The following is an 18003-nucleotide window of genomic DNA, read 5'->3' as shown; positions in this document are numbered from 1 at the left end:
CGGATGCTATCCAGCGGTGTGAGACCCTCGGGGCATGGGTCTGAACAGGGCACTGCTGGAGGAGGCGGCCAAGAAGTCGGGGCTGCTGTGGCTGGACCTGCCCGGCCTGCCCCAGCCGCGCGCCGCCTGGCACGTGTGGCATGACGGGTCGGCTTACGTGCTGACCGGCGGGGAGGGCGAGCAGCCGCTCCCGGGGCTGCCGGAGGCCGCGCAGGTGACGGTGATCCTGCGCAGCAAGGACAAGGGCGGGCGGCTCCTGACCTTCGTCGCCGACGCCGAGCAGGTCGAGCCGGGATCGGCGCTGTGGGACGAGGTGGCGCCGGTCCTCGCCAAGGATCGCCTGAACGCCCGGACCCACGAGGGCCAGGTGGAGACGTGGGCCGAGAAGTCGTGGATCGTCCGGCTCACCCCGGCCGACGAGGTCGTCGAGGCGGACGAGGAGTACGCGACCGTCCGGCCGGTGCCGACGCCCGCGACGACCGCCGGGCCGCCGCCGCGCCTGTACGGCGGCAAGCGCCGGCACGTCGACCGGTAGCCCCGCCTCACGGGCGCCGGCCACGCCTCACAGGGGCAGGTGGCGCCCCTCCGCGAGGGCGCGGAGCTTGTCCGGGTTGGCCACCAGGTGGATGGCCTGGACCCGGCCGTCCGCGTCGACGTCGGCGGCGACGGCGCTGATCGGCCCGTTCGGGCCGTCCACGATGACCGCCGGCCCGCCGTTGAGGTCGACGCGCCGGATGCGCATGTCGGCCGGGTCGATCCCCTGGTAGGGCTGCCCGCCGATGCCGGCGAAGAAGCGGGCCACCTTCCCCGCTCCGAAGATCGCCCGGCGGGGCGCCCGGACCTTGCCGCCGCCGTCGGACCACAGCGCGACGTCGGGCGCGAGGACCTCCATGAGGCGGTTGACGTCGCCGCCGACGACCGCCTCGAAGAACCGCTCGGTGGCGGCGCGCCGCTCGGCGCCGCCGGCCTCGAAGCGGGGGCGCCGCGCCTCCACGTGCTTGCGGGCGCGGGTGCCGAGCTGGCGGACCGACGCCTCCGAGCGGTCCAGCGCCTGGGCGATCTCGGCGAAGGGGTAGCCGAAGACCTCCTTCAGCACGAACACGGCGCGTTCGAGGGGGCTCAGCGTCTCCAGGACGACGAGCATCGCCATCGACACCGACTCCGAGAGCTCGGCGTCCTCGGCGACGTCCGGGGAGGTCAGCATCGGCTCGGGCAGCCACGGCCCGACATAGGTCTCGCGCCGGACCTGCGCCGAGCGCAGCCGGTCGAGCGCGACGTTGGTGGTGATCCGGACGAGGTAGGCCTTGGGGTCGGCCACACCGGACCGGTCGCCCGCCGACCAGCGCAGCCAGGCGTCCTGCACGGCGTCCTCCGCGTCGGCCGCCGTGCCGAGCATCCGGTAGGCCACCGCGAACAGCAGGTTGCGGTGCTGCTCGAAGGGCTCTGCGAAGGCGTCGCTCACGGTCCTCCACCCTTTCACGTCCCTTTCGCCCCCTGGACGCCGGGTCACGGCCGGATGTGACATACCCGTCCGGATCAGCCGGGAGATCACGGGTAGTGTCCAGGTCATGAGCGGTGCTCCGTCACGGGTGTTCCTCGCCCGGCTCGCGGGCGTCGCGGTGTTCGACCCGGTGGGAGACCAGGTCGGCCGGGTCCGCGACGTCGTGGTCGCGCTGCGCCTCGCGCCCCGGGCGCCGCGGGTGCTCGGGCTGGTGGTGGAGGTGGCCACGCGCCGCACGGTGTTCCTGCCGATCACCCGGGTCACGGTGATCGAGGCGGACGCGGTCGTCTTCGACGGGCGGCTGAACGTGCGCCGCTTCCAGAAGCGCGAGTCCGAGACGCTGGTGATCGCCGAGATGCTGGACCGGACCGTCCGGTTCCGCGACGCCGGCGAGTCCGTCTCCGTCGTGGACGTGGCGATGGAGCCGACCCGCACCCGCGACTGGCTCATCACGAAGATCGCCGTCCGCCGTACGACCGGCCGGGGCCTGCGCAAGCGCGGCGAGAGCAGGATCGTGGACTGGGACGCCGTGGAGGGGTTCTCCGCCGTCGAGCTCGGGCAGGGCGCGGCCGGGCTGATCGCCGCGTTCGAGCGGATGAAGCCCGCCGACCTCGCCAACATCGTGCACGAGCTGCCCGAGAAGCGGCGCACCGAGGTCGCGGTCGCGCTGGACGACGAGCGGCTCGCCGACATCCTGGAGGAGCTGCCCGAGGACGACCAGATCGAGATCCTCGGCAAGCTCGGCGTGGAACGCGCCGCCGACGTGCTGGAGGCGATGGGCCCCGACGACGCCGCGGACCTGCTCGGCGAGCTGCCGACCGAGCAGCGCGAGCAGCTGCTGACGCTGATGGAGCCGCGCGACGCGGCCCCCGTCCGGCGGCTGCTCACCTATCCCGACCACTCGGCGGGCGGGCTGATGACGACCGACCCGGTGATCGTCCCGCCGGACGCGACGGTGGCCGAGGCGCTCGCGCTGATCCGCCGCCCCGACCTGAACCCGGCCCTGGCCGCGCAGGTGTACGTGTGCCGCCCGCCGGCGATGACGCCGACCGGCCGCTACCTCGGCACCGTGCACTTCCAGAAGCTGCTGCGCGAGCCGCCGCCCACGCTGGTCAGCGGGATCGTCGACTCCGCGCTGGACCCGCTGCGCCCCACCATGACGCTGGAGGCCGTCGCGATGTTCCTGGCCACCTACAACCTCGTCGCGGGCGCGGTCGTGGACGAGAACGGGCACCTGCTGGGCTCGGTGACGATCGACGACGTCCTCGACCATCTGCTGCCCGAGGACTGGCGGGAGGCCGCGATGGACGCGGCCGCCGAGGAGTCCGCCGATCCCGAGGAAGAGGCTCTGCGGGGGACCACATGACGACGACACGCGAGATCAGCGCGCGCCTCGACCAGCCGAGGGAGCTGCGCCGGACGCTCCTTCCGCGCCGCCTCTACTACGACCCCGAGTCGTTCGGGCGGGTGTCGGAGCAGATCGCCCGGTTCCTGGGGACGGCCCGCTTCATCGTCTACATGACCGTGTTCGTCGCGGTGTGGCTCGTGTGGAACGTGGCGGCGCCGGTGCCGCTCCGGTTCGACCCGTACCCGTTCATCTTCCTGACGCTGATGCTGTCGCTGCAGGCGTCCTACGCGGCGCCGCTGATCCTGCTCGCACAGAACCGGCAGGACGACCGGGACCGCGTCCAGTACGAGCAGGACCGGTCGCGCAACGAGCGCAGCATCGCCGACACCGAGTACCTCACCCGCGAGATCGCGGGGCTGCGGGTCGCGCTGAGCGAGGTCGCGACCCGCGACTTCCTGCGCTCGGAACTCCAGCAGATGCTCCGGGAGATGGACGCCAAGAAGCCCGTCCCCTAGGCCCCTCGGCTAGGCCCCCTCGTCGGCGAGCTTGTCCAGGATGTGGCCGAGGGTGCGCAGGTCCGGCTCGTCCAGGCGGCTCAGGAGGTGGTCGCGGACGCCCTGCCGGTAGGTGGGGGCGGCCTCGGCGAGCCGGGCCCGGCCCTCGGCGGTCAGGACGGCGAACAGCCCGCGCGCGTCGCTCGCGCAGGACTGCCTGACCACCAGGCCGTCCCCCTGCAGCCGGTCGACCAGCCGCGTCAGGCCGCTGCGCGACAGCAGCACGCGGTCGGCGAGGTCGTTCATCCGCAGCCGCCCGTCCGGCGCCTCGCCGAGGTGCACGAGCACCTCGTAGGAGCCGAGCGCGAGGTCGTGGCGGGCCGTCAGATCGGCCTGCAGACGGCGGGAGATCTGCGCCTGGGCGCGCAGCATGGTCCGCCACACGATCAGCTCGGCGGCGGCCGAGGCGAGGTCGGTGGTCACGGACCGATGGTAGGACGGGCGGGCCGCCCGCGCGATGGACCCGGCCGCCGCGTGTACGGCGCGTGTGACGACCGACACCCTGATTAGCAGGTTGGCGCGTCGGGTTCATACCATGGAGGCATGGCCTCCCTTCTGACGACCGAGCGGGTGAACGCGGCTCTCGCCACGGTGAACGATCCCGAGATCCGCAAGCCCATCACCGAGCTCGACATGGTCAAGAGCATCGACATCGACGCGGACGGCGCCGTCCGCGTCGGCGTCTACCTGACCGTGGCCGGGTGTCCGATGAAGGACACCATCACCAGGAACGTCACGGAGGCCGTGTCCAAGCTCGACGGCGTGTCCTCGGTGCGCGTCGACCTCGACGTGATGAGCGAGGATCAGCGCAAGGACCTGCAGACCAAGCTGCGCGGCGGGCAGCCCGCCAAGGAGATCCCGTTCGCCCAGCCGAACTCGCTGACCAAGGTGTACGCGGTGGCGAGCGGCAAGGGCGGCGTCGGCAAGTCGTCGGTGACGGTGAACCTCGCCGCCGCGCTGGCCGCCCAGGGCCGCAAGGTCGGGGTCGTGGACGCCGACATCTACGGCCACTCGGTGCCGCGGATGCTGGGCGTGGACGCCCCGCCCACCAAGGTCGAAGACATGATCATGCCGCCGACCGCGCACGACGTGAAGGTGATCTCGGTCGGCATGTTCACCGCCGGGAACCAGCCGGTCGTGTGGCGCGGGCCGATGCTGCACCGCGCGCTGCAGCAGTTCCTCGCGGACGTGTACTGGGGCGACCTCGACATCCTGCTGATGGACCTGCCGCCCGGCACCGGCGACATCGCGATCTCCGTCGCGCAGCTGCTGCCGTCCGCGGAGATCCTCGTCGTCACCACCCCGCAGCAGGCCGCCGCCGAGGTGGCCGAGCGGGCGGGGGCGATCGCCGCGCAGACCCACCAGCAGGTCGTCGGTGTGATCGAGAACATGTCCTACCTGACCTGCCCGCACTGCGGTGAGCAGCAGCACATCTTCGGCGAGGGCGGCGGCCAGACGGTCGCGGACGCGCTGACGAAGACGCTCGGGACCCGCGTCCCGATGCTCGGCCAGGTGCAGATCGACCCGCGCCTGCGCGAGGGCGGCGACAACGGCGTCCCCCTGGTGCTCTCCGACCCCGACGCCGGTGCCGCCAAGGAGCTGCGCACCATCGCCGACAAGATCGCGGGCCGCAGCCGCGGCCTCGCCGGCATGTCCCTCGGCATCAGCCCCAAGGGCCGCTGAACACCGCCCGCCCGGGGCCTTCCCGGGCGGGTGTTCACGCCGGGTCGAGCCGGTGGAGAGGCCGCGGGGCCGCCACGGGGGCGCGGGCCGGGCGGGCGGTGCGGCGGAGGATCAGGTCGCCTCGCTGTCGAAGGGCGGCTTCTCGCTCGGGTCGAGGCCCGCGGTCGCCGTCGCGTACGAGGGCTCGTCGTCGAAGATGCCCGAGTCGTTCTTCAGGTACGTGTCGTCGTCCTCGAACAGGTGCTTGCGGACGAACGTCTTCGGGTTGAGGTCGTTGAGGTCGAAGTCCTGGAACTCGGGGCCGAGACCTTCCTGGAGGTCGGCCTTGGCGCTGTTGGCCATCTCACGGAACTGCCGCAGCATCCGGCCGGCCTGCCCGGCGACCTGCGGCAGCTTGTCGCCGAAGATGACCAGGGCGAGGACGACGAGCATCGCCATCTCACCAAGTCCGACGTCGAACAACCCGTCCTCCACACCCACGGCAGGCCGCACGCGCGGCCGGCTGCACACAACCCGAAGGGGACCGGCCCAGAGACGGGCCGGTCCCCCCAGCGTATCCCCAGCCCGGATGAACCGGACTTGAACATCACTGCCTAGTCGGAGCTCAGGGTCACCTGGGCGGTGGCCTCCTTGCCGCCCCGCTGGTAGGTGAGGGTGACGCGGTCGCCCGGCGCCCGGCTGCGGATCTGCGCGATCAGGTCGGTGGCGTCCTCGATCGGCTTGTCGTCGACCTTGGTGATCACGTCGCCGGGCTTGAGGCCCGCCTTGTCCGCCGGGCCGCCCTTGGTCACCGGGTCCTGCCCGTTGACCGGCTGCGGCATGATCCGGGCGCCGCCCTCCTGGTAGCGGGGGTCGGGCAGCACGCCGAGCTTGGCCTGCTTGACGGTGCCGCTCCTGATGATCTCCTCGGCGATCCGCTTGCCCTGGTTGATCGGGATCGCGAAGCCGAGACCGATGCTGCCGCTCTGCTGCTCCCCGCCGAGCGACTGGCCGCCGAGCGTCGCGATGGCGGTGTTGATGCCGATCACGCGGCCCTTCCCGTCCACCAGCGGCCCGCCCGAGTTGCCCGGGTTGATCGCGGCGTCGGTCTGGATGGCGTTGAGGTAGGACGCGTCGGCCCCGCCCTCGCCCTGCGTGGGCACGGCGCGGTTCAGCGAGCTGACGATGCCGGTGGTGACCGAGCCCTGCAGGCCGAGCGGCGAGCCGATCGCGATCACCGGGTCGCCGACGGCGATGGCGCTGGAGTCGCCGACCGGCAGCGGGGGCAGCGAGTGCTGGCCCTCGGGCTTCAGCACCGCGACGTCCGAGCTCGGGTCGGCGCCCTTGATCGTGGCGGGCAGCGTCTTCTTGTCGTTGAAGACGATCTGGATCTGGCCGCCACCGCCGCCCCCGCCGGAGGCGACGTGGTTGTTGGTGACGACGTAGCCGCCGTTGACGATGAAGCCGGTGCCGCCGATCTCGCCCTGACCGGACTGGACGCGGATCATCACGACGCTCGGCAGCGCCCGCTGCGCGACGCCCGCGACCGAGTCCGGCGGGCGGCTCTGCACCTTGGTGTCGCTGCTGTTGCTGCCGCCGAGGCTCACCGAGCCGTTGTCGTCGTCTCCGCCGGTGGCGATCACGCCGATCCCGGCGCCGACGGCCCCGGCCACGAGCGCGACGATCAGCGCGACGACGGCGAGGAGCCCGAGGCCCGGCCCGCCGCGCGACGACGAGGGAAGCGCCGGGACGGGCGCCCAGTTGGGCCCGGTGCCGCCGGGCGGCATCCCGTACCCGGCCATCGGGCGGGGCCCCGGACCACCGGGCGGCGGCGGGCCGGGCGGGGCGGGCGGCGGGCCCATCGGCGGGCGGCCGGGGGCGGGCGGCGGCGGGCCCTGGTGGGACTGCTGCGGCCAGCCCCCGTACGGGGCTCCCCGCGCGGCCCTCGGGTCCTGGTTGTGCGGGACGAACCCGGGCCGCATCCGGTCGTCGTGCATCTCCACGGGTGGCTTGTCGAGCGGGACGGGCGGCGGGGGCTGCGGCATGTCGCGCGGCGGGACGTCCTGCAGCGGCACCTCCTGCGGCATGTCCGCGGCCGCCCTGGAGAGCACGTCCTCGCTGGTGTCGGGCGGGCCGCCGAGCGAGTCCGGCGGCGCGAACCCCCCGGCCACCAGGCGGTCGCCCTCCTCGCCGGCGTCGCGCCCGTCGCCGCTCGCGGGGCCGGTCTCGGCGCCGTCCTCGGCACTGGCGGATCCGGGCTCGGGGTCGTCGACCTCGGGCTCGTCCGCCGGCTGCTCCACGGGGATCCCCTGGTCGGCCACCGTCTCGGGAGGAGCCGCCGCCTCCTGCCGCTCAGGCTCCTGCCCGGGGACGACGTCGTCGTCCTCTGACGGCGCCCTGACCGGGCCGCGGTTGTCTTCCGTCATCCCCATCTCTCCTACCGAGCATGGTCCTCGTTATCGGTGCTCATGCTGCCCGGAACGGCATGTGGCGAGCATAAGACTCGCCGCCAATACCCACATCTGGGGTCAATCGAACGGATTCGCCGCCGATGTCAGGCGGCGGGCGCCGCGGGAAAGGCGTGTCCAGAAGGGCGCGGAGTCGCGCGGCATGTTCAGCGCCACCGTCGTGGCCGTGCTCTGCGGAGCGTCCGTCACGACGGTGTAGACGTAGCCGTTCCCTCCGGACACCGCCCACCGCCTCAGCGATTCGCGGCGGTACACCGTCCGGCCCCGGCGGACGGTCTTCTGCCAGCCCGCCATGCCGCGTTCGTCGAGGCCGCCCCGCTGCACGAACACCGAGACTGCGGCGAGGCCGTCGGAGTAGCTGAGGTGCAGGGTGCCGCCGCCGTGCTCGCGGCGGGCCTCGTGGAGGGTGAGCCGTCCCGGCAGGTCCTTCGGGACGGGCCAGCCGCTGCCGCGCAGGCCGGCGAGGCCGGCGCCGTCCAGCTTCTCGCCCCACGCGCCCGCGGCGGCGCGGGCGCCGGTGGTCTCCACGGGGCTGCCCGCGCTCGCCCCCGGGAAGCGGGACGGGCCGCCGAGCGGGCGGCCGAGGGGGGAGGGCTCGACGGGCGAGGCGGTGAAGCTGATCTCGGTGAAGCCGGTGGTGATCACGGGACGCCCGGCGGCGTCGATCAGCTCGCGGTGCAGCATCAGGCCGGTGTCCCGGTCGATCCAGAAGCGCCCGGCCGGGCTGCCGTCGGCGCGGCGCGCCTCGACCACGCGGGCGGGGCGACCGCAGATCGACGCGTCCGCGGCGCGCACCACCGCGTAGTTGCGGGTCAGCAGCGCCAGCGTCGCGGGCGTGAAGCCGGTGGTGTCCCCGGCGGCGGACTCGGGCCGGTAGCCCTCACCGGAGGTCCCGGACCGGTACCGGATGCCCGCGCCGGGCGTGTGCGACACGACGACGCGGGAGGTGGCGGCCCGCCCGCCGCCGCGGGTGGTGAGGAACCGCCGGCCCTCGTAGGGGACGCGGCGGGCGGCGTCGGCGGCGCCGCGCAGCAGCCCGAGGGCGCCCGGGTCGGTGCGGGCGCGGCGTACGGGGGCGGGGTCGCCGGTCAGCGCCCCGGCCAGCGCGAGGGCGCCCGCGAGCCCGCCGGCCAGGACGGCGTTGCGCCGGCACCGCCCCGTCGGGGCCGCCCGCCTCACGGCCCCGGGGAGACCTGGACCTGGTTGACCGGGTCGGTGAGCGGGTCGGTCATCGGCGCGTCGCCGGACGTGAGCGCGTGCTCGACCGCGAACCGGTCGAAGGCGGGCGTCACGGCGGGGGTGTCCTGGCGTCCGCCCGCCACGTAGGAGGCGGTGCCGAGGCCGAGGAAGAGGGTGGCCGCGCCGACCACGAGGTAGCGGCGCCGGGGCTGGACGCGGATCGCGGTCGCGTGCCCGACCGGGCGGTTCTCGCGCGGGCGGACGGCGTGCGGCGGCCTGACGGGACGGGCCGATGATCGAAGGGGCCGGGAGGGGTGCCGGGGCCGCGCGCCCGCGTGCGGCACGACCGACTTCGGCGAGACGCCGGGAACGGGGGGTGCGTCGGAGGCCGCGGGCGCGTCGGGGAGGCCGGAGACGCCGGGCAGGGTGCGCAGCCGGCTCAGGAAGTCGGGGGACGGAAGGTCGTCGGTGCCGTCGGTCGCCGGCAGTTCCGACAGGCCCCGCAGCCGTCCCTTGAGCTTGCGCAGCTGGTCGGCCTCTTCCCGGCAGCCGTCGCATCCCGCGAGATGGGCGTGGGCGCGCTCGCGCTCCTCGTCCCCCAGCTCACCGTCGACCAGCGCGGTCAGACGCTCCCCCAGACAACTCACGCCGCCTCCGTCGATTCCGTTCGGTCAGGCGCGCGGTCCCGCACCGCGCGCGGTGCACAGCTTTACACGCCCTCCGGCAGCGGCCGGATACCGCCCGCCGCGTGCGCTCCCCCGGGCTCTCCCTCGAAGACCGCGTCATCGCCGGCGAAGGCTGCCTGGTAGTCGTTCCTGGTCCCGGGCCGGCGCCGGGTGGGCGCGCGGTGCTCCAGCGCCGAACGCAGCTGCGCACGCCCCCGGTGGATGCGGCTGCGCACGGTGCCGAGCTTGACGCCGAGGGTCGCGGAGATCTCCTCGTAGGACAGCCCCTCGATGTCGCACAGCACGACGGCGGCGCGGTAGTCGGGGGCCAGCGCGTCGAGCGCGGCCTGGACGTCGGCGTCGAAGTTGTTGTCGTCGAACGCCTGCGCCGGGGTCGGCTCGCGGCCCTGGAGGCGTTCCGCGGCGTCGTCGGCGAGTCCCTCGAAGCGGATGCGCTGGCGGCGCCGGGCCATGTCGAGGAACAGGTTCGTGGTGATCCGGTGCAGCCAGCCCTCGAACGTGCCCGGCGTGTAGTTCGACAGCGAACGGAACACGCGGACGAAGACCTCCTGTGTGAGGTCCTCGGCGTCGTGCTGGTTGCCGGTCAGGCGGTAGGCCAGCCGGTAGACGCGGGCGGAGTGCTCGCGGACGACCTCGTCCCAGGACGGCGGCGCCCATTCTGCCTCGGGTGCGTTCTCGCGGGTACGAGCGGCGTTTCCCAGACCCTGCCTGGCGCCGACCCCAACAGCGCTTCTGAAACTGAGTGCTGCGACTCCCATGGTGCCGGGCTGTTCCTCTCTTGTGAGCCAAGGTCTCGCCTTGGAACGGCACGGTCTCGCCTGGGCTGGGGCGGTTCTGATACCGACTCGGTGCTTGCCTGTGTTGGTAACAACGCACTGAAAGGCCAGTTGGTTCCCCTGCAACGATATGGTCTTTCCAGCATGAGCCATGCGGGGGTCCCACGAGGAGGCAGCCATCGACGCCATTGAGGCCACCCGGGCCTATGTGGAGGATTTCCTCCCCGAGGACGAGCCGCTCCTGAACGCCAGGCGGCGCGGCCAGGAGGTCGGTGCCATGCCGATCGGTCCGGCCGGGGGCGCGGCGCTGCGCTTCATCGCCACGCTGATCGGCGCGCGGACGGTCGTGGAGGTCGGCTCGGGCTGCGGCGTGTCCGGCGTCTACCTGATGCGCGGCATGCCGAAGGACGCGGTGCTGACCAGCGTCGACATCGAGCCGGAGCACCAGCGGCTGGCCAAGCAGGCCTACCGGGAGGCGGGCCTGTCCGGCTTCCGCACCCGGATGATCATCGGCCCGGCGCTGGAGGTGCTGCCGCGCCTCACCGACGGCGCCTACGACATGGTGTTCTGCGACGCGGCGAAGCGGGAGTACCCCGAGTACCTGGTGGACGCGCTGCGCCTGCTGCGGCCGGGCGGCGTCGTCGCGTTCGACAACGCCCTCTGGCACGACCGGGTCGCCGACCCCGACCGGCGCGACCCCGACACCGAGGCGATCCGCGAGGTGCACCGCATGATCCGCGAGGACGACCGGCTCGTCCCGCTGCTGATCCCGGTGGGCGACGGCCTGCTCTGCGCCGTCAGGCGTGACTGAGGACGTCGAGCGCGACCGGGCCGCCGGGGAGGCGTTCGCGGTCCGGGTGCGGGTCACGTGGCGCGGGGTGTGGCGGCTGGCCGCTTTCGTGATCCTCTTCCTGGCGTCGGTGGCGTTCGTCGCGGGCGGCGTGATGCGCGGTGCGGGCGCCGGCAGCATCGTGGTCATGGTGCTCGGGGTCGCGGGGCTCGGCCTGTTCGGGGCCGGCCTGCTGGTGTCGGCCGGGGCGATGCTGTCGCGGCGGCCCGTCCTGGAGTTCGACGGCGGCGGAGTGCGGCGCCCCGCGCGATGGCCGCTGCCGCGCCGGTCCGGGCGGACGCTGCCCTGGGATGACGTCGCCGCGATCGCGGCGCTGCGGCGCGGGGTCGGCGGCACCCGCCGCGGCGAGCAGGACTACCTGGTCTTCCTGCCGACCCCGGAGCTTGCGGAGATGGCTCGCACGTCCGAGCGGCCGCCGCTGGTGGCGCTCACGATGCGGGACGTGCCCGCCACGGCCGCGGCCGTCCCGTGGTGCTTCGCGGTCGAGCCGGGCTGGGACGCGACGCTCCCGGAGATCGTCAAGCAGGCCAGGCGGCGCCGCCGCGTCCCGGTGATCGACCGCCGGAACACGTGACCGGCCGCGGGGCCGGACGGCCCGGTCAGGCCGTCAGCCAGTCCAGCAGGAGGCGGGCGCCGTAGCCGGTGGCGCCACGGGTGATCTCGGCCTCCTCGGAGGCGGATCGGCCGGGCCCGGCGATGTCGAGGTGCGCCCAGGGCCGCTCGCCCACGAACTCGCGCAGGAACAGCGCCGCCGTGATCGAACCGCCGCCGTAGCCGCCGCGCCCGATGTTGTTGATGTCGGCGACGTCGGAGTCGATCGCGGCGCGGTAGTCCTCCACGAGCGGGAGCCGCCACACGGGCTCGCCGGCGGCCGCCCCGGCGCGGGTGAGCTCCTCGGCGAGGGCGTCGTCGCTCGCGAACAGGGCCGCGTGCTTCAGGCCGAGCGCGACCTTGGCGGCGCCGGTCAGCGTGGCGACGTCCACCAGCGCGTCGGGGTCGAGCCGCGCGTCGGCGTAGGCGAGCGCGTCGGCGAGGACGAGCCGCCCCTCGGCGTCGGTGTTCAGCACCTCCGACGTCGTGCCGCCGTAGTGGGCGATCACGTCGCCGGGGCGCATCGCCGACCCGGACGGCATGTTCTCCGCCGCGGCGACCAGGCCGGTGACGCGGGCGCGGACGCCGAGGGACCGCAGCGCGCTCATCACGGCGATGACGACGCCGCCGCCCGCCATGTCGGTCTTCATCGCCTTCATGCCCTCGTTCGGCTTCAGCGACAGGCCGCCGCTGTCGAACGTGATGCCCTTGCCGACCAGGACGACGTGGCGCGGAGAGGGCCCGCCGGCGTCTCCCGGGTCATAGGAGAGCTCGATCAGCCGGGGCGGGCGGGCCGAGCCGCCCCCGACGGCCACCAGGCCGCCGAACCCCTCGTCCACCAGCTCCTTCTCGCCCCGCACGCGGACGGTGAGGCCGGACTCGCCGGCGACGCGCTCGGCCTGGGCGGCGAGCCAGGACGGGTCCTTCTCGCGGGACGGGGTGTTGGCGAGGTCGCGGGCGAGGGCGGTGGCCCGGGCCCGTGCGGTGCCGAGCTCGATCGCGGGGGCGTCGGACTCGGGGCCGGACTCGGTCAGCACGGCGAGGGTGCCGAGCGCCTTCTTCGGCGGGGCGGCCCCGATCCTGTACGCGTAGGAGGCGAGCAGCGCGCCCTCGACGAAGGCGGCGAGGTCGCCGTCCGGGACGCCCGCGACGAGCGCCGTGCGCCCCTTGCCGCGGCGGGCCAGCGCGGCCCCGGCCCTGCGCAGGTCGGCCGGGGTCGCCTCGCCCACGCCGTAGAGCAGCAGTTCCCGTACCCGGTCGCCGACGCGGACCTGCGTGGCGACGATCTCTCCGGGCTCGCCCTTGGCCTGGTGCAGCGCGAGCAGTTCGTCCAGCGTGAAGGGGAGCGAGGCCGCGACCTCCGCCGCCGGGGCGGCGGGACCGGACCGGACGGGCACCGCCACCACCTCGGCCCCGAGGTCGACCGCGGTCTGCGACACGGTGCCGCCGGCGCCGTGGATGCGGGTCTCGATGGGCATGGCGGTGGTTCCCCTTGATCGCTGAATGGTTACGGGAATGGCAAGGGCCCCGGCGTCGTCGCCGGGACCGTCACCAACAGGCCGGAAGAGCCGGGACCGTCAGCCCACGACGCCCTTGAGGGCCTCGCCGAGCTCCTTGGCCTCGTCGGCGGAGAGCTCGACCACGAGGCGGCCGCCGCCTTCGAGGGGGACTCGCATGACGATCCCGCGTCCCTCCTTGGTCACTTCGAGCGGACCGTCTCCCGTCCGCGGCTTCATCGCCGCCATGCGTGCATCCCCTTCCCAGGTAGGGCCGCGGCCTCGCACACCTCTGGCCGCGTGGCCGCGTGTCGCATCCGCGTCATCAGTAGTGGTCCATTATCTCGTCTTCCGGGCGCGAAGTGGTAACGATCAGCCTCCAGATCGGCAGCCGGGGGCCGTGGACGCAGGTCGCGGGCCGCCCCGGGGGTCCCGATCGGCGGGGGCGGGACGGCCCGTCCTCCCGGCCCCGGACGCCCCACGGGGCAGGACCTCCCTTGCCCGGGCCGCCGGTGTTCGCCGAAGGTTGCCTGGGAAGATCTACCGACGACCGAGAGGACGACGATGTCTGAGACCGTGCTGTACGACGTGACGGACGCAGTGGGGACAATCACACTCAACCGTCCCGACGGGATGAACTCGCTGACCGTCGAGATGAAGGAGGCCCTGCGCGCGACGGTGGTGCGGGCCGCCGCCGACCCGGCCGTCCGCGCGGTCATCCTGACGGGCGCCGGGCGGGCGTTCTGCGCGGGCCAGGACCTGCGCGAGCACGGCGACAACCTCGCCGCGGGCCGCGGGCTGGACGACACCGTCCGCAAGCACTACAACCCGATCGTCCTGGCGATCGCGGGCATGCGCAAGCCGGTCGTGGCGGCGGTGAACGGCGTGGCGGCGGGAGCGGGCGCGTCGCTGGCGTTCGCGTGCGACCTGGTCGTCGCGTCCGACAAGGCCCGGTTCGCGACCGCGTTCACCGGGATCGGCCTCGCCCCCGACAGCGGCATGTCCTGGACGCTGCAGCGCCTCGTCGGCCGCGCCAAGGCCGCCGAGCTGCTGCTGCTGGGCGAGCCGGTGAAGGCCCCGGAGGCCCTGGAGATGGGCCTGGTGACGCGGGTCGTCCCGGCCGACGAGCTGGCCCCGGCGTCGGTGGAGCTGGCGCGCCGCCTCGCGTCCGGCCCCACGGCCTCCTACGGCGCGGTCAAGGCGGCCCTCGACCACGCGGCGACGCACGACCTGGCGTCCGCGCTCGAACGCGAGGCCGAACTCCAGGACGAGTGCGAGAGGACGAGCGACCATCACCACGCGACCGAGGCGTTCCTGAAGAAGCAGCAGCCCGTCTTCGAAGGCCGTTAGATCTTGGGGCTCCCCCGGGGGCGGAGGTAGGGGCTTCCCCCGCAAGAAGTGGGGAGCCCTCGTCAATGTGGGCGGTGGGCGCCCGGCGGTTTGCTGGACGGCATGACGCAGACAGCCGCCGCATCCCTCGCCGGGCAGGTCCACGACCATGTCGCCGTCGCGCGCGACATCGTCAAGTCCTTCGGGGCGGGCGAGAACGAGGTGACCGCGCTGCGCGGCGTCTCGGCGGCCTTCCCCCGGGGCCGGTTCACCGCGATCATGGGGCCGTCCGGCTCGGGCAAGTCGACGTTCCTGCACTGCATGGCCGGGCTCGACACCGTGACGTCCGGCTCGATCCTGATCGGGGACGTGGACATCACCCGGCTGTCGCGGACCCGGCTGACGAAGCTGCGCCGCGACCGGCTCGGGTTCGTGTTCCAGTCGTTCAACCTGCTGCCGATGCTGACGGCGGAGGAGAACATCCGGCTGACCGGGCGCCTGGGGAACCGGCGCGCCGACCGGGAGTGGTTCGACACGATCGTGGACGCGCTCGGGCTGCGGGAGCGGTTGACGCACCGGCCGAGCGAGCTGTCGGGCGGGCAGCAGCAGCGGGTCGCGGTGGCGCGGGCGCTGCTGACCCGGCCGGAGGTGCTGTTCGCCGACGAGCCCACCGGCAACCTCGACTCCCGGTCGGGCGCCGAGGTGCTGGGCTTCCTGCGCCGCGCGGTGGACGCCTACCGGCAGACGGTGATCATGGTGACGCACGATCCGGCGGCCGCCGCGCACGCCGACCGGGTGCTGTTCCTGGCCGACGGGATGATCGTGCACGAGCTGCCCGCGCCGACGATCGACGGCGTCCACGCCATGATGCGCCGGATGGAGGGCTGACCGCCATGTGGCTCATCGCGCGCCGCTCCTTCGCCGAAAGCTGGACGCGGCTCGCCGCCACGCTGCTGGCGGCGGTGTTCTCCATCGGGCTGATCGCGGGCGCCCTGCAGTTCACGCTGCGGGCGCAGGAAGCGGTGTCGGGCAGCGACGCCAGCGAGTACTCCCGCGCCGACGTGCTCGTCCAGGGCGGCTCCGCCGACCCCGACGACCCGTACTCGCCGCCGGACGGCCGGGTCGCGCTGGGCGCCGTGGCGGGACGTCCCGGCGTCGCGGCGGTCGCGGGCGACGCGACGGTCCCGGTGACCGCGAGCGGCTCGGACGGCAAGCCGATCCTGCCGCCCGCCGGGGCGGGGACGGCGCTGCGGCCGTGGACGGCCGACGGCCGCCTCAACCCCTACCGCCTGGAGTCGGGCCGCGCGCCCGCCGCCGACGGCGAGGTCGCCGTCACCCGGCACGTCGCCCGCGCGGGCGGGCTCGACGTCGGAGACACCCTGAAGGTGCTGCTGCCGAGGCAGGGCCGGGACATGAAGATCGTCGGTGTCGTCACCGTGCAGGGGCACAGCGCCGTGGCCAGCGGCGACCTGGTGCTGGCACCCTCCGGCACGGTGGCGCAGGCGGCGGGCCTTCCGGCGGGGACGTGGCAGAGCGTCTGGGTCAAGGCGTCGGGCGGATCGGTGTCCGGACTCCGCGCCGCCCTCGCACGCGACCTCGGGAAGGGCGTCACCGTCCGGACGGCGGCGGAGGTCCGGCACGCGCAGTCGGCCGACCTGCAGGGCGCCGGGGCGTCGATCGGCGGGGCCATCGGCATGCTCTCGTCCGTCGCGGTGTTCGTGGGGCTGTTCGTCGTCGCCAACACGTTCGGCACGCTCGTCCGGCAGCGGACGCGGCGGCTGGCGCTGCTCAGCGCGATCGGCGCGACGCCCCGGCAGATCAAGCGGCTGATCCGGTTCGAGGCCCTCGTGCTCGGCGTCGTCGCCTCCGCCGGCGGAGTGGCGCTCGGCTTCCCGATCTCGGCCCTGCTCACGCACCTGTTCGCCAAGGACGGCTTCGACATCTCCGCCGCCGACGCGCAGTACGGCTGGGTCGCGCTCGCCGCCCCCGCCGCGGCCGGCGTGCTCGTCACCCAGCTCGCGGCCCGGCGCGCAGCGCGCCGCGCCGCGAAGATCTCCCCGATGCAGGCGCTGCGCACCGCGAGCACCGAGACGGCGGGCCGCCGCTGGCCGCGCGTCCTCGGCGCCCTGGCGGTGTTCGCCTGCGCCTGGCTCTTCTTCGGGGGCGTCTTCGGGATCCGCTCCGAGGAGCCGCCCGGTCCCGAACGCACCGCCGGCACCAGCGCGATGGTCCTCCTGGGCTGCATGACGACCGTGGCGGCGCTCGCCGTCCTCGCCCCGTTCTTCGTCGGCCCCCTCGGCGGCCTGGTCGGCCGCATCGGGACCGCCGTGAGCGGCGAGGCCGGGCGGCTCGCCCGCGCCACCATCACCCGCAGCCCGCGCCGCGTGTCGTCGGCGGCGTCCTCCCTCATGCTCGGCGTCGCGCTGGTCGCCTCGACGGCGATGATCGTCCTGTCGGTGGACGCGCGGTTCAACGAGACCGGCCGGGAGGTCATGCGGGCCGACCACGCGATCACCACGACCGGGATGACCTCGAACGGGCAGGCGCCCCTCCCCCGCGACGCGGCCGGCAAGGCCGCCGCCGTGCCCGGCGTGTCCGCCGCGGCGGCGCTCACGATGTCGCAGGTCAAGCTCGTCTCTCCCCCGCCCAGGCGACCGTCGCCCGAGGAGGACCCGGAGCCGGTCTACCTCACCGTCACGGGCGCCGACCAGAGGGCGATGCCGTCGGTGCTGAAGCTCGGCGGGCACCTCCCGCACCTCGGCGACGGCCAGGTCGCCCTCACGTCCACGGTCATGAAGGGCCAGAAGATCAAGAAGGGGCAGCGGATCGTGGTGCGCGGCGCCCGCGGCAGGGTCGCGCTCACCGTCGCCGCCGCCTACCACGACCCGTCCCACCTGTTCGCCGACCAGGCCCTCGTCTCGGACGCGACGATGGACCGGCTCGACCCGACCGCGGCGGCGCAGGTGGTGCTCGTCCGCGGGGGCACCGAGCGGGCCCTGTCCCGCGCGTTCGCGGACGCGCCGGGCCTCAGGGTGGTCGACGGCGCCGACTACGTGAAGGCGGCGTCCGACGCGATGACCAAGGGGATGAGCGTCATCTACGGGTTCATCCTCATGGCCCTCGTCCTCGCCCTGTTCGGCATGGCGACCACCGTGTCGATGAGCGTCGGCGAGCGGACCCGCGAGTTCGGCCTGCTCGGCGCCGTCGGCGCGACGGCGGCGCAGATCCGCTCGATCGTCCGCTGGGAGGCGGCGACGGTCGTCCTGCTCGGGAGCCTCCTCGGCCTCGGCACGGCACTCGGCACGGTGACCCTGCTGCACATCGCCACGGGCAGCTCGTTCCTGGTCCCGAACGCCCCCTGGTGGCTGTTCGCCACGGTCATCACCGGCGCCGCCGCCGTCACCCTCGCAACTTCAGCCCTCCCCGCCCGAAGAGCCGTGTCCCTTGCTTCTCCTCTGGCTGAGGGCCCAGGGAGCCCGAGGCCAAAGGCGACGTTGCGACCGTCGGCCCGCTGATTCGGCCCTGATCACCGCACGCGCCGGCCTCAGCCACGGCACAGGCCG

General features: G+C 74.0%; 18 protein-coding genes. 9 read left to right on the top strand and 9 right to left on the bottom strand.

Annotated elements, in window-relative coordinates:
• Positions 1-34: 34 nt before the first annotated feature.
• Entirely contained in the window at positions 35-535 is a 501-nt protein-coding gene (locus BJ999_RS09645; RefSeq protein ID WP_179832973.1) for a hypothetical protein, read from the top strand.
• A 27-nt stretch (positions 536-562) separates the two neighbouring features.
• On the opposite strand, the gene BJ999_RS09640 is transcribed toward BJ999_RS09645, so the two are convergent.
• The gene (locus BJ999_RS09640) at positions 563-1462 is read right to left on the bottom strand and encodes an RNA polymerase sigma-70 factor (protein ID WP_229810418.1); all 900 of its coding nucleotides are present in this window, start codon (positions 1460-1462) and stop codon (positions 563-565) included.
• A gap of 106 nt (positions 1463-1568) precedes the next feature.
• On the opposite strand from BJ999_RS09640, the gene BJ999_RS09635 reads away from it, so the two are divergent.
• A complete protein-coding gene (locus BJ999_RS09635; protein ID WP_179832972.1) occupies positions 1569-2867 on the top strand; it encodes a magnesium transporter MgtE N-terminal domain-containing protein in 1299 nt (432 codons plus the stop codon).
• Complete coding sequence (locus BJ999_RS09630; RefSeq protein WP_179832971.1) at positions 2864-3364, top strand: DUF1003 domain-containing protein; 501 nt, start codon at positions 2864-2866, stop codon at positions 3362-3364. Before BJ999_RS09635 ends, BJ999_RS09630 begins: the two co-directional genes overlap by 4 nt.
• 9 nt (positions 3365-3373) lie before the next feature.
• On the opposite strand, the gene BJ999_RS09625 is transcribed toward BJ999_RS09630, so the two are convergent.
• Positions 3374-3826 carry a MarR family winged helix-turn-helix transcriptional regulator gene (locus BJ999_RS09625; RefSeq protein ID WP_229810419.1) on the bottom strand — a complete coding sequence of 151 codons (453 nt, stop codon included), beginning with the start codon at positions 3824-3826 and terminating at the stop codon, positions 3374-3376.
• A 120-nt stretch (positions 3827-3946) separates the two neighbouring features.
• Here BJ999_RS09625 and BJ999_RS09620 point away from each other — a divergent pair, with 120 nt between their 5' ends.
• Entirely contained in the window at positions 3947-5086 is a 1140-nt protein-coding gene (locus tag BJ999_RS09620) for an Mrp/NBP35 family ATP-binding protein (RefSeq protein ID WP_179832970.1), read from the top strand.
• 111 nt (positions 5087-5197) lie between these two features.
• On the opposite strand, the gene BJ999_RS09615 is transcribed toward BJ999_RS09620, so the two are convergent.
• From BJ999_RS09615 to sigE, 5 genes are all read right to left on the bottom strand, one after another.
• Positions 5198-5578 (bottom strand): sec-independent translocase, encoded by a 381-nt coding sequence (locus tag BJ999_RS09615; RefSeq protein WP_373292767.1) that lies wholly within the window; start codon positions 5576-5578, stop codon positions 5198-5200.
• A 101-nt stretch (positions 5579-5679) separates the two neighbouring features.
• Positions 5680-7491, bottom strand: a complete 1812-nt coding sequence (locus tag BJ999_RS09610; protein ID WP_179832969.1) for a S1C family serine protease — start codon at positions 7489-7491, stop codon at positions 5680-5682.
• Between the two features lie 102 nt (positions 7492-7593).
• Positions 7594-8712 carry a MucB/RseB C-terminal domain-containing protein gene (locus BJ999_RS41900; protein WP_229810420.1) on the bottom strand — a complete coding sequence of 373 codons (1119 nt, stop codon included), beginning with the start codon at positions 8710-8712 and terminating at the stop codon, positions 7594-7596.
• A complete protein-coding gene (locus tag BJ999_RS41895) occupies positions 8709-9359 on the bottom strand; it encodes an anti-sigma factor family protein (RefSeq protein WP_229810421.1) in 651 nt (216 codons plus the stop codon). The genes BJ999_RS41900 and BJ999_RS41895 overlap by 4 nt, the downstream gene beginning before the upstream one ends.
• Positions 9360-9421: 62 nt before the next feature.
• On the bottom strand, positions 9422-10156 hold the full coding sequence (gene sigE, locus BJ999_RS09600) for an RNA polymerase sigma factor SigE (RefSeq protein WP_229810422.1): 735 nt from the start codon (positions 10154-10156) through the stop codon (positions 9422-9424).
• A gap of 169 nt (positions 10157-10325) precedes the next feature.
• Here sigE and BJ999_RS09595 point away from each other — a divergent pair, with 169 nt between their 5' ends.
• Both BJ999_RS09595 and BJ999_RS09590 read left to right on the top strand, forming a co-directional pair.
• Positions 10326-10985 (top strand): O-methyltransferase, encoded by a 660-nt coding sequence (locus BJ999_RS09595; protein WP_179832967.1) that lies wholly within the window; start codon positions 10326-10328, stop codon positions 10983-10985.
• A complete protein-coding gene (locus BJ999_RS09590) occupies positions 10978-11598 on the top strand; it encodes a hypothetical protein (protein ID WP_229810423.1) in 621 nt (206 codons plus the stop codon). Before BJ999_RS09595 ends, BJ999_RS09590 begins: the two co-directional genes overlap by 8 nt.
• A 25-nt stretch (positions 11599-11623) precedes the next feature.
• Here BJ999_RS09590 and BJ999_RS09585 read toward each other — a convergent pair whose 3' ends face one another.
• Both BJ999_RS09585 and BJ999_RS09580 read right to left on the bottom strand, forming a co-directional pair.
• Positions 11624-13093 (bottom strand): leucyl aminopeptidase, encoded by a 1470-nt coding sequence (locus BJ999_RS09585; RefSeq protein WP_179832966.1) that lies wholly within the window; start codon positions 13091-13093, stop codon positions 11624-11626.
• A gap of 99 nt (positions 13094-13192) precedes the next feature.
• Complete coding sequence (locus tag BJ999_RS09580; protein WP_083946426.1) at positions 13193-13360, bottom strand: DUF3117 domain-containing protein; 168 nt, start codon at positions 13358-13360, stop codon at positions 13193-13195.
• Between the two features lie 315 nt (positions 13361-13675).
• On the opposite strand from BJ999_RS09580, the gene BJ999_RS09575 reads away from it, so the two are divergent.
• From BJ999_RS09575 to BJ999_RS09565, 3 genes are all read left to right on the top strand, one after another.
• Complete coding sequence (locus BJ999_RS09575) at positions 13676-14461, top strand: enoyl-CoA hydratase-related protein (RefSeq protein ID WP_179832965.1); 786 nt, start codon at positions 13676-13678, stop codon at positions 14459-14461.
• Positions 14462-14563: 102 nt separating this feature from the next.
• Positions 14564-15328 carry an ABC transporter ATP-binding protein gene (locus BJ999_RS09570; protein ID WP_179832964.1) on the top strand — a complete coding sequence of 255 codons (765 nt, stop codon included), beginning with the start codon at positions 14564-14566 and terminating at the stop codon, positions 15326-15328.
• A 5-nt stretch (positions 15329-15333) separates the two neighbouring features.
• A complete protein-coding gene (locus tag BJ999_RS09565; protein WP_179832963.1) occupies positions 15334-17955 on the top strand; it encodes an FtsX-like permease family protein in 2622 nt (873 codons plus the stop codon).
• Positions 17956-18003 lie beyond the last annotated feature (48 nt).

The organism is Actinomadura citrea, assembly GCF_013409045.1.
GTDB lineage: Bacteria > Actinomycetota > Actinomycetes > Streptosporangiales > Streptosporangiaceae > Spirillospora > Spirillospora citrea.
The sequence above is the reverse complement of the archived record's forward strand: the minus strand, read 5'-3'. Positions and strand labels throughout refer to the sequence as shown.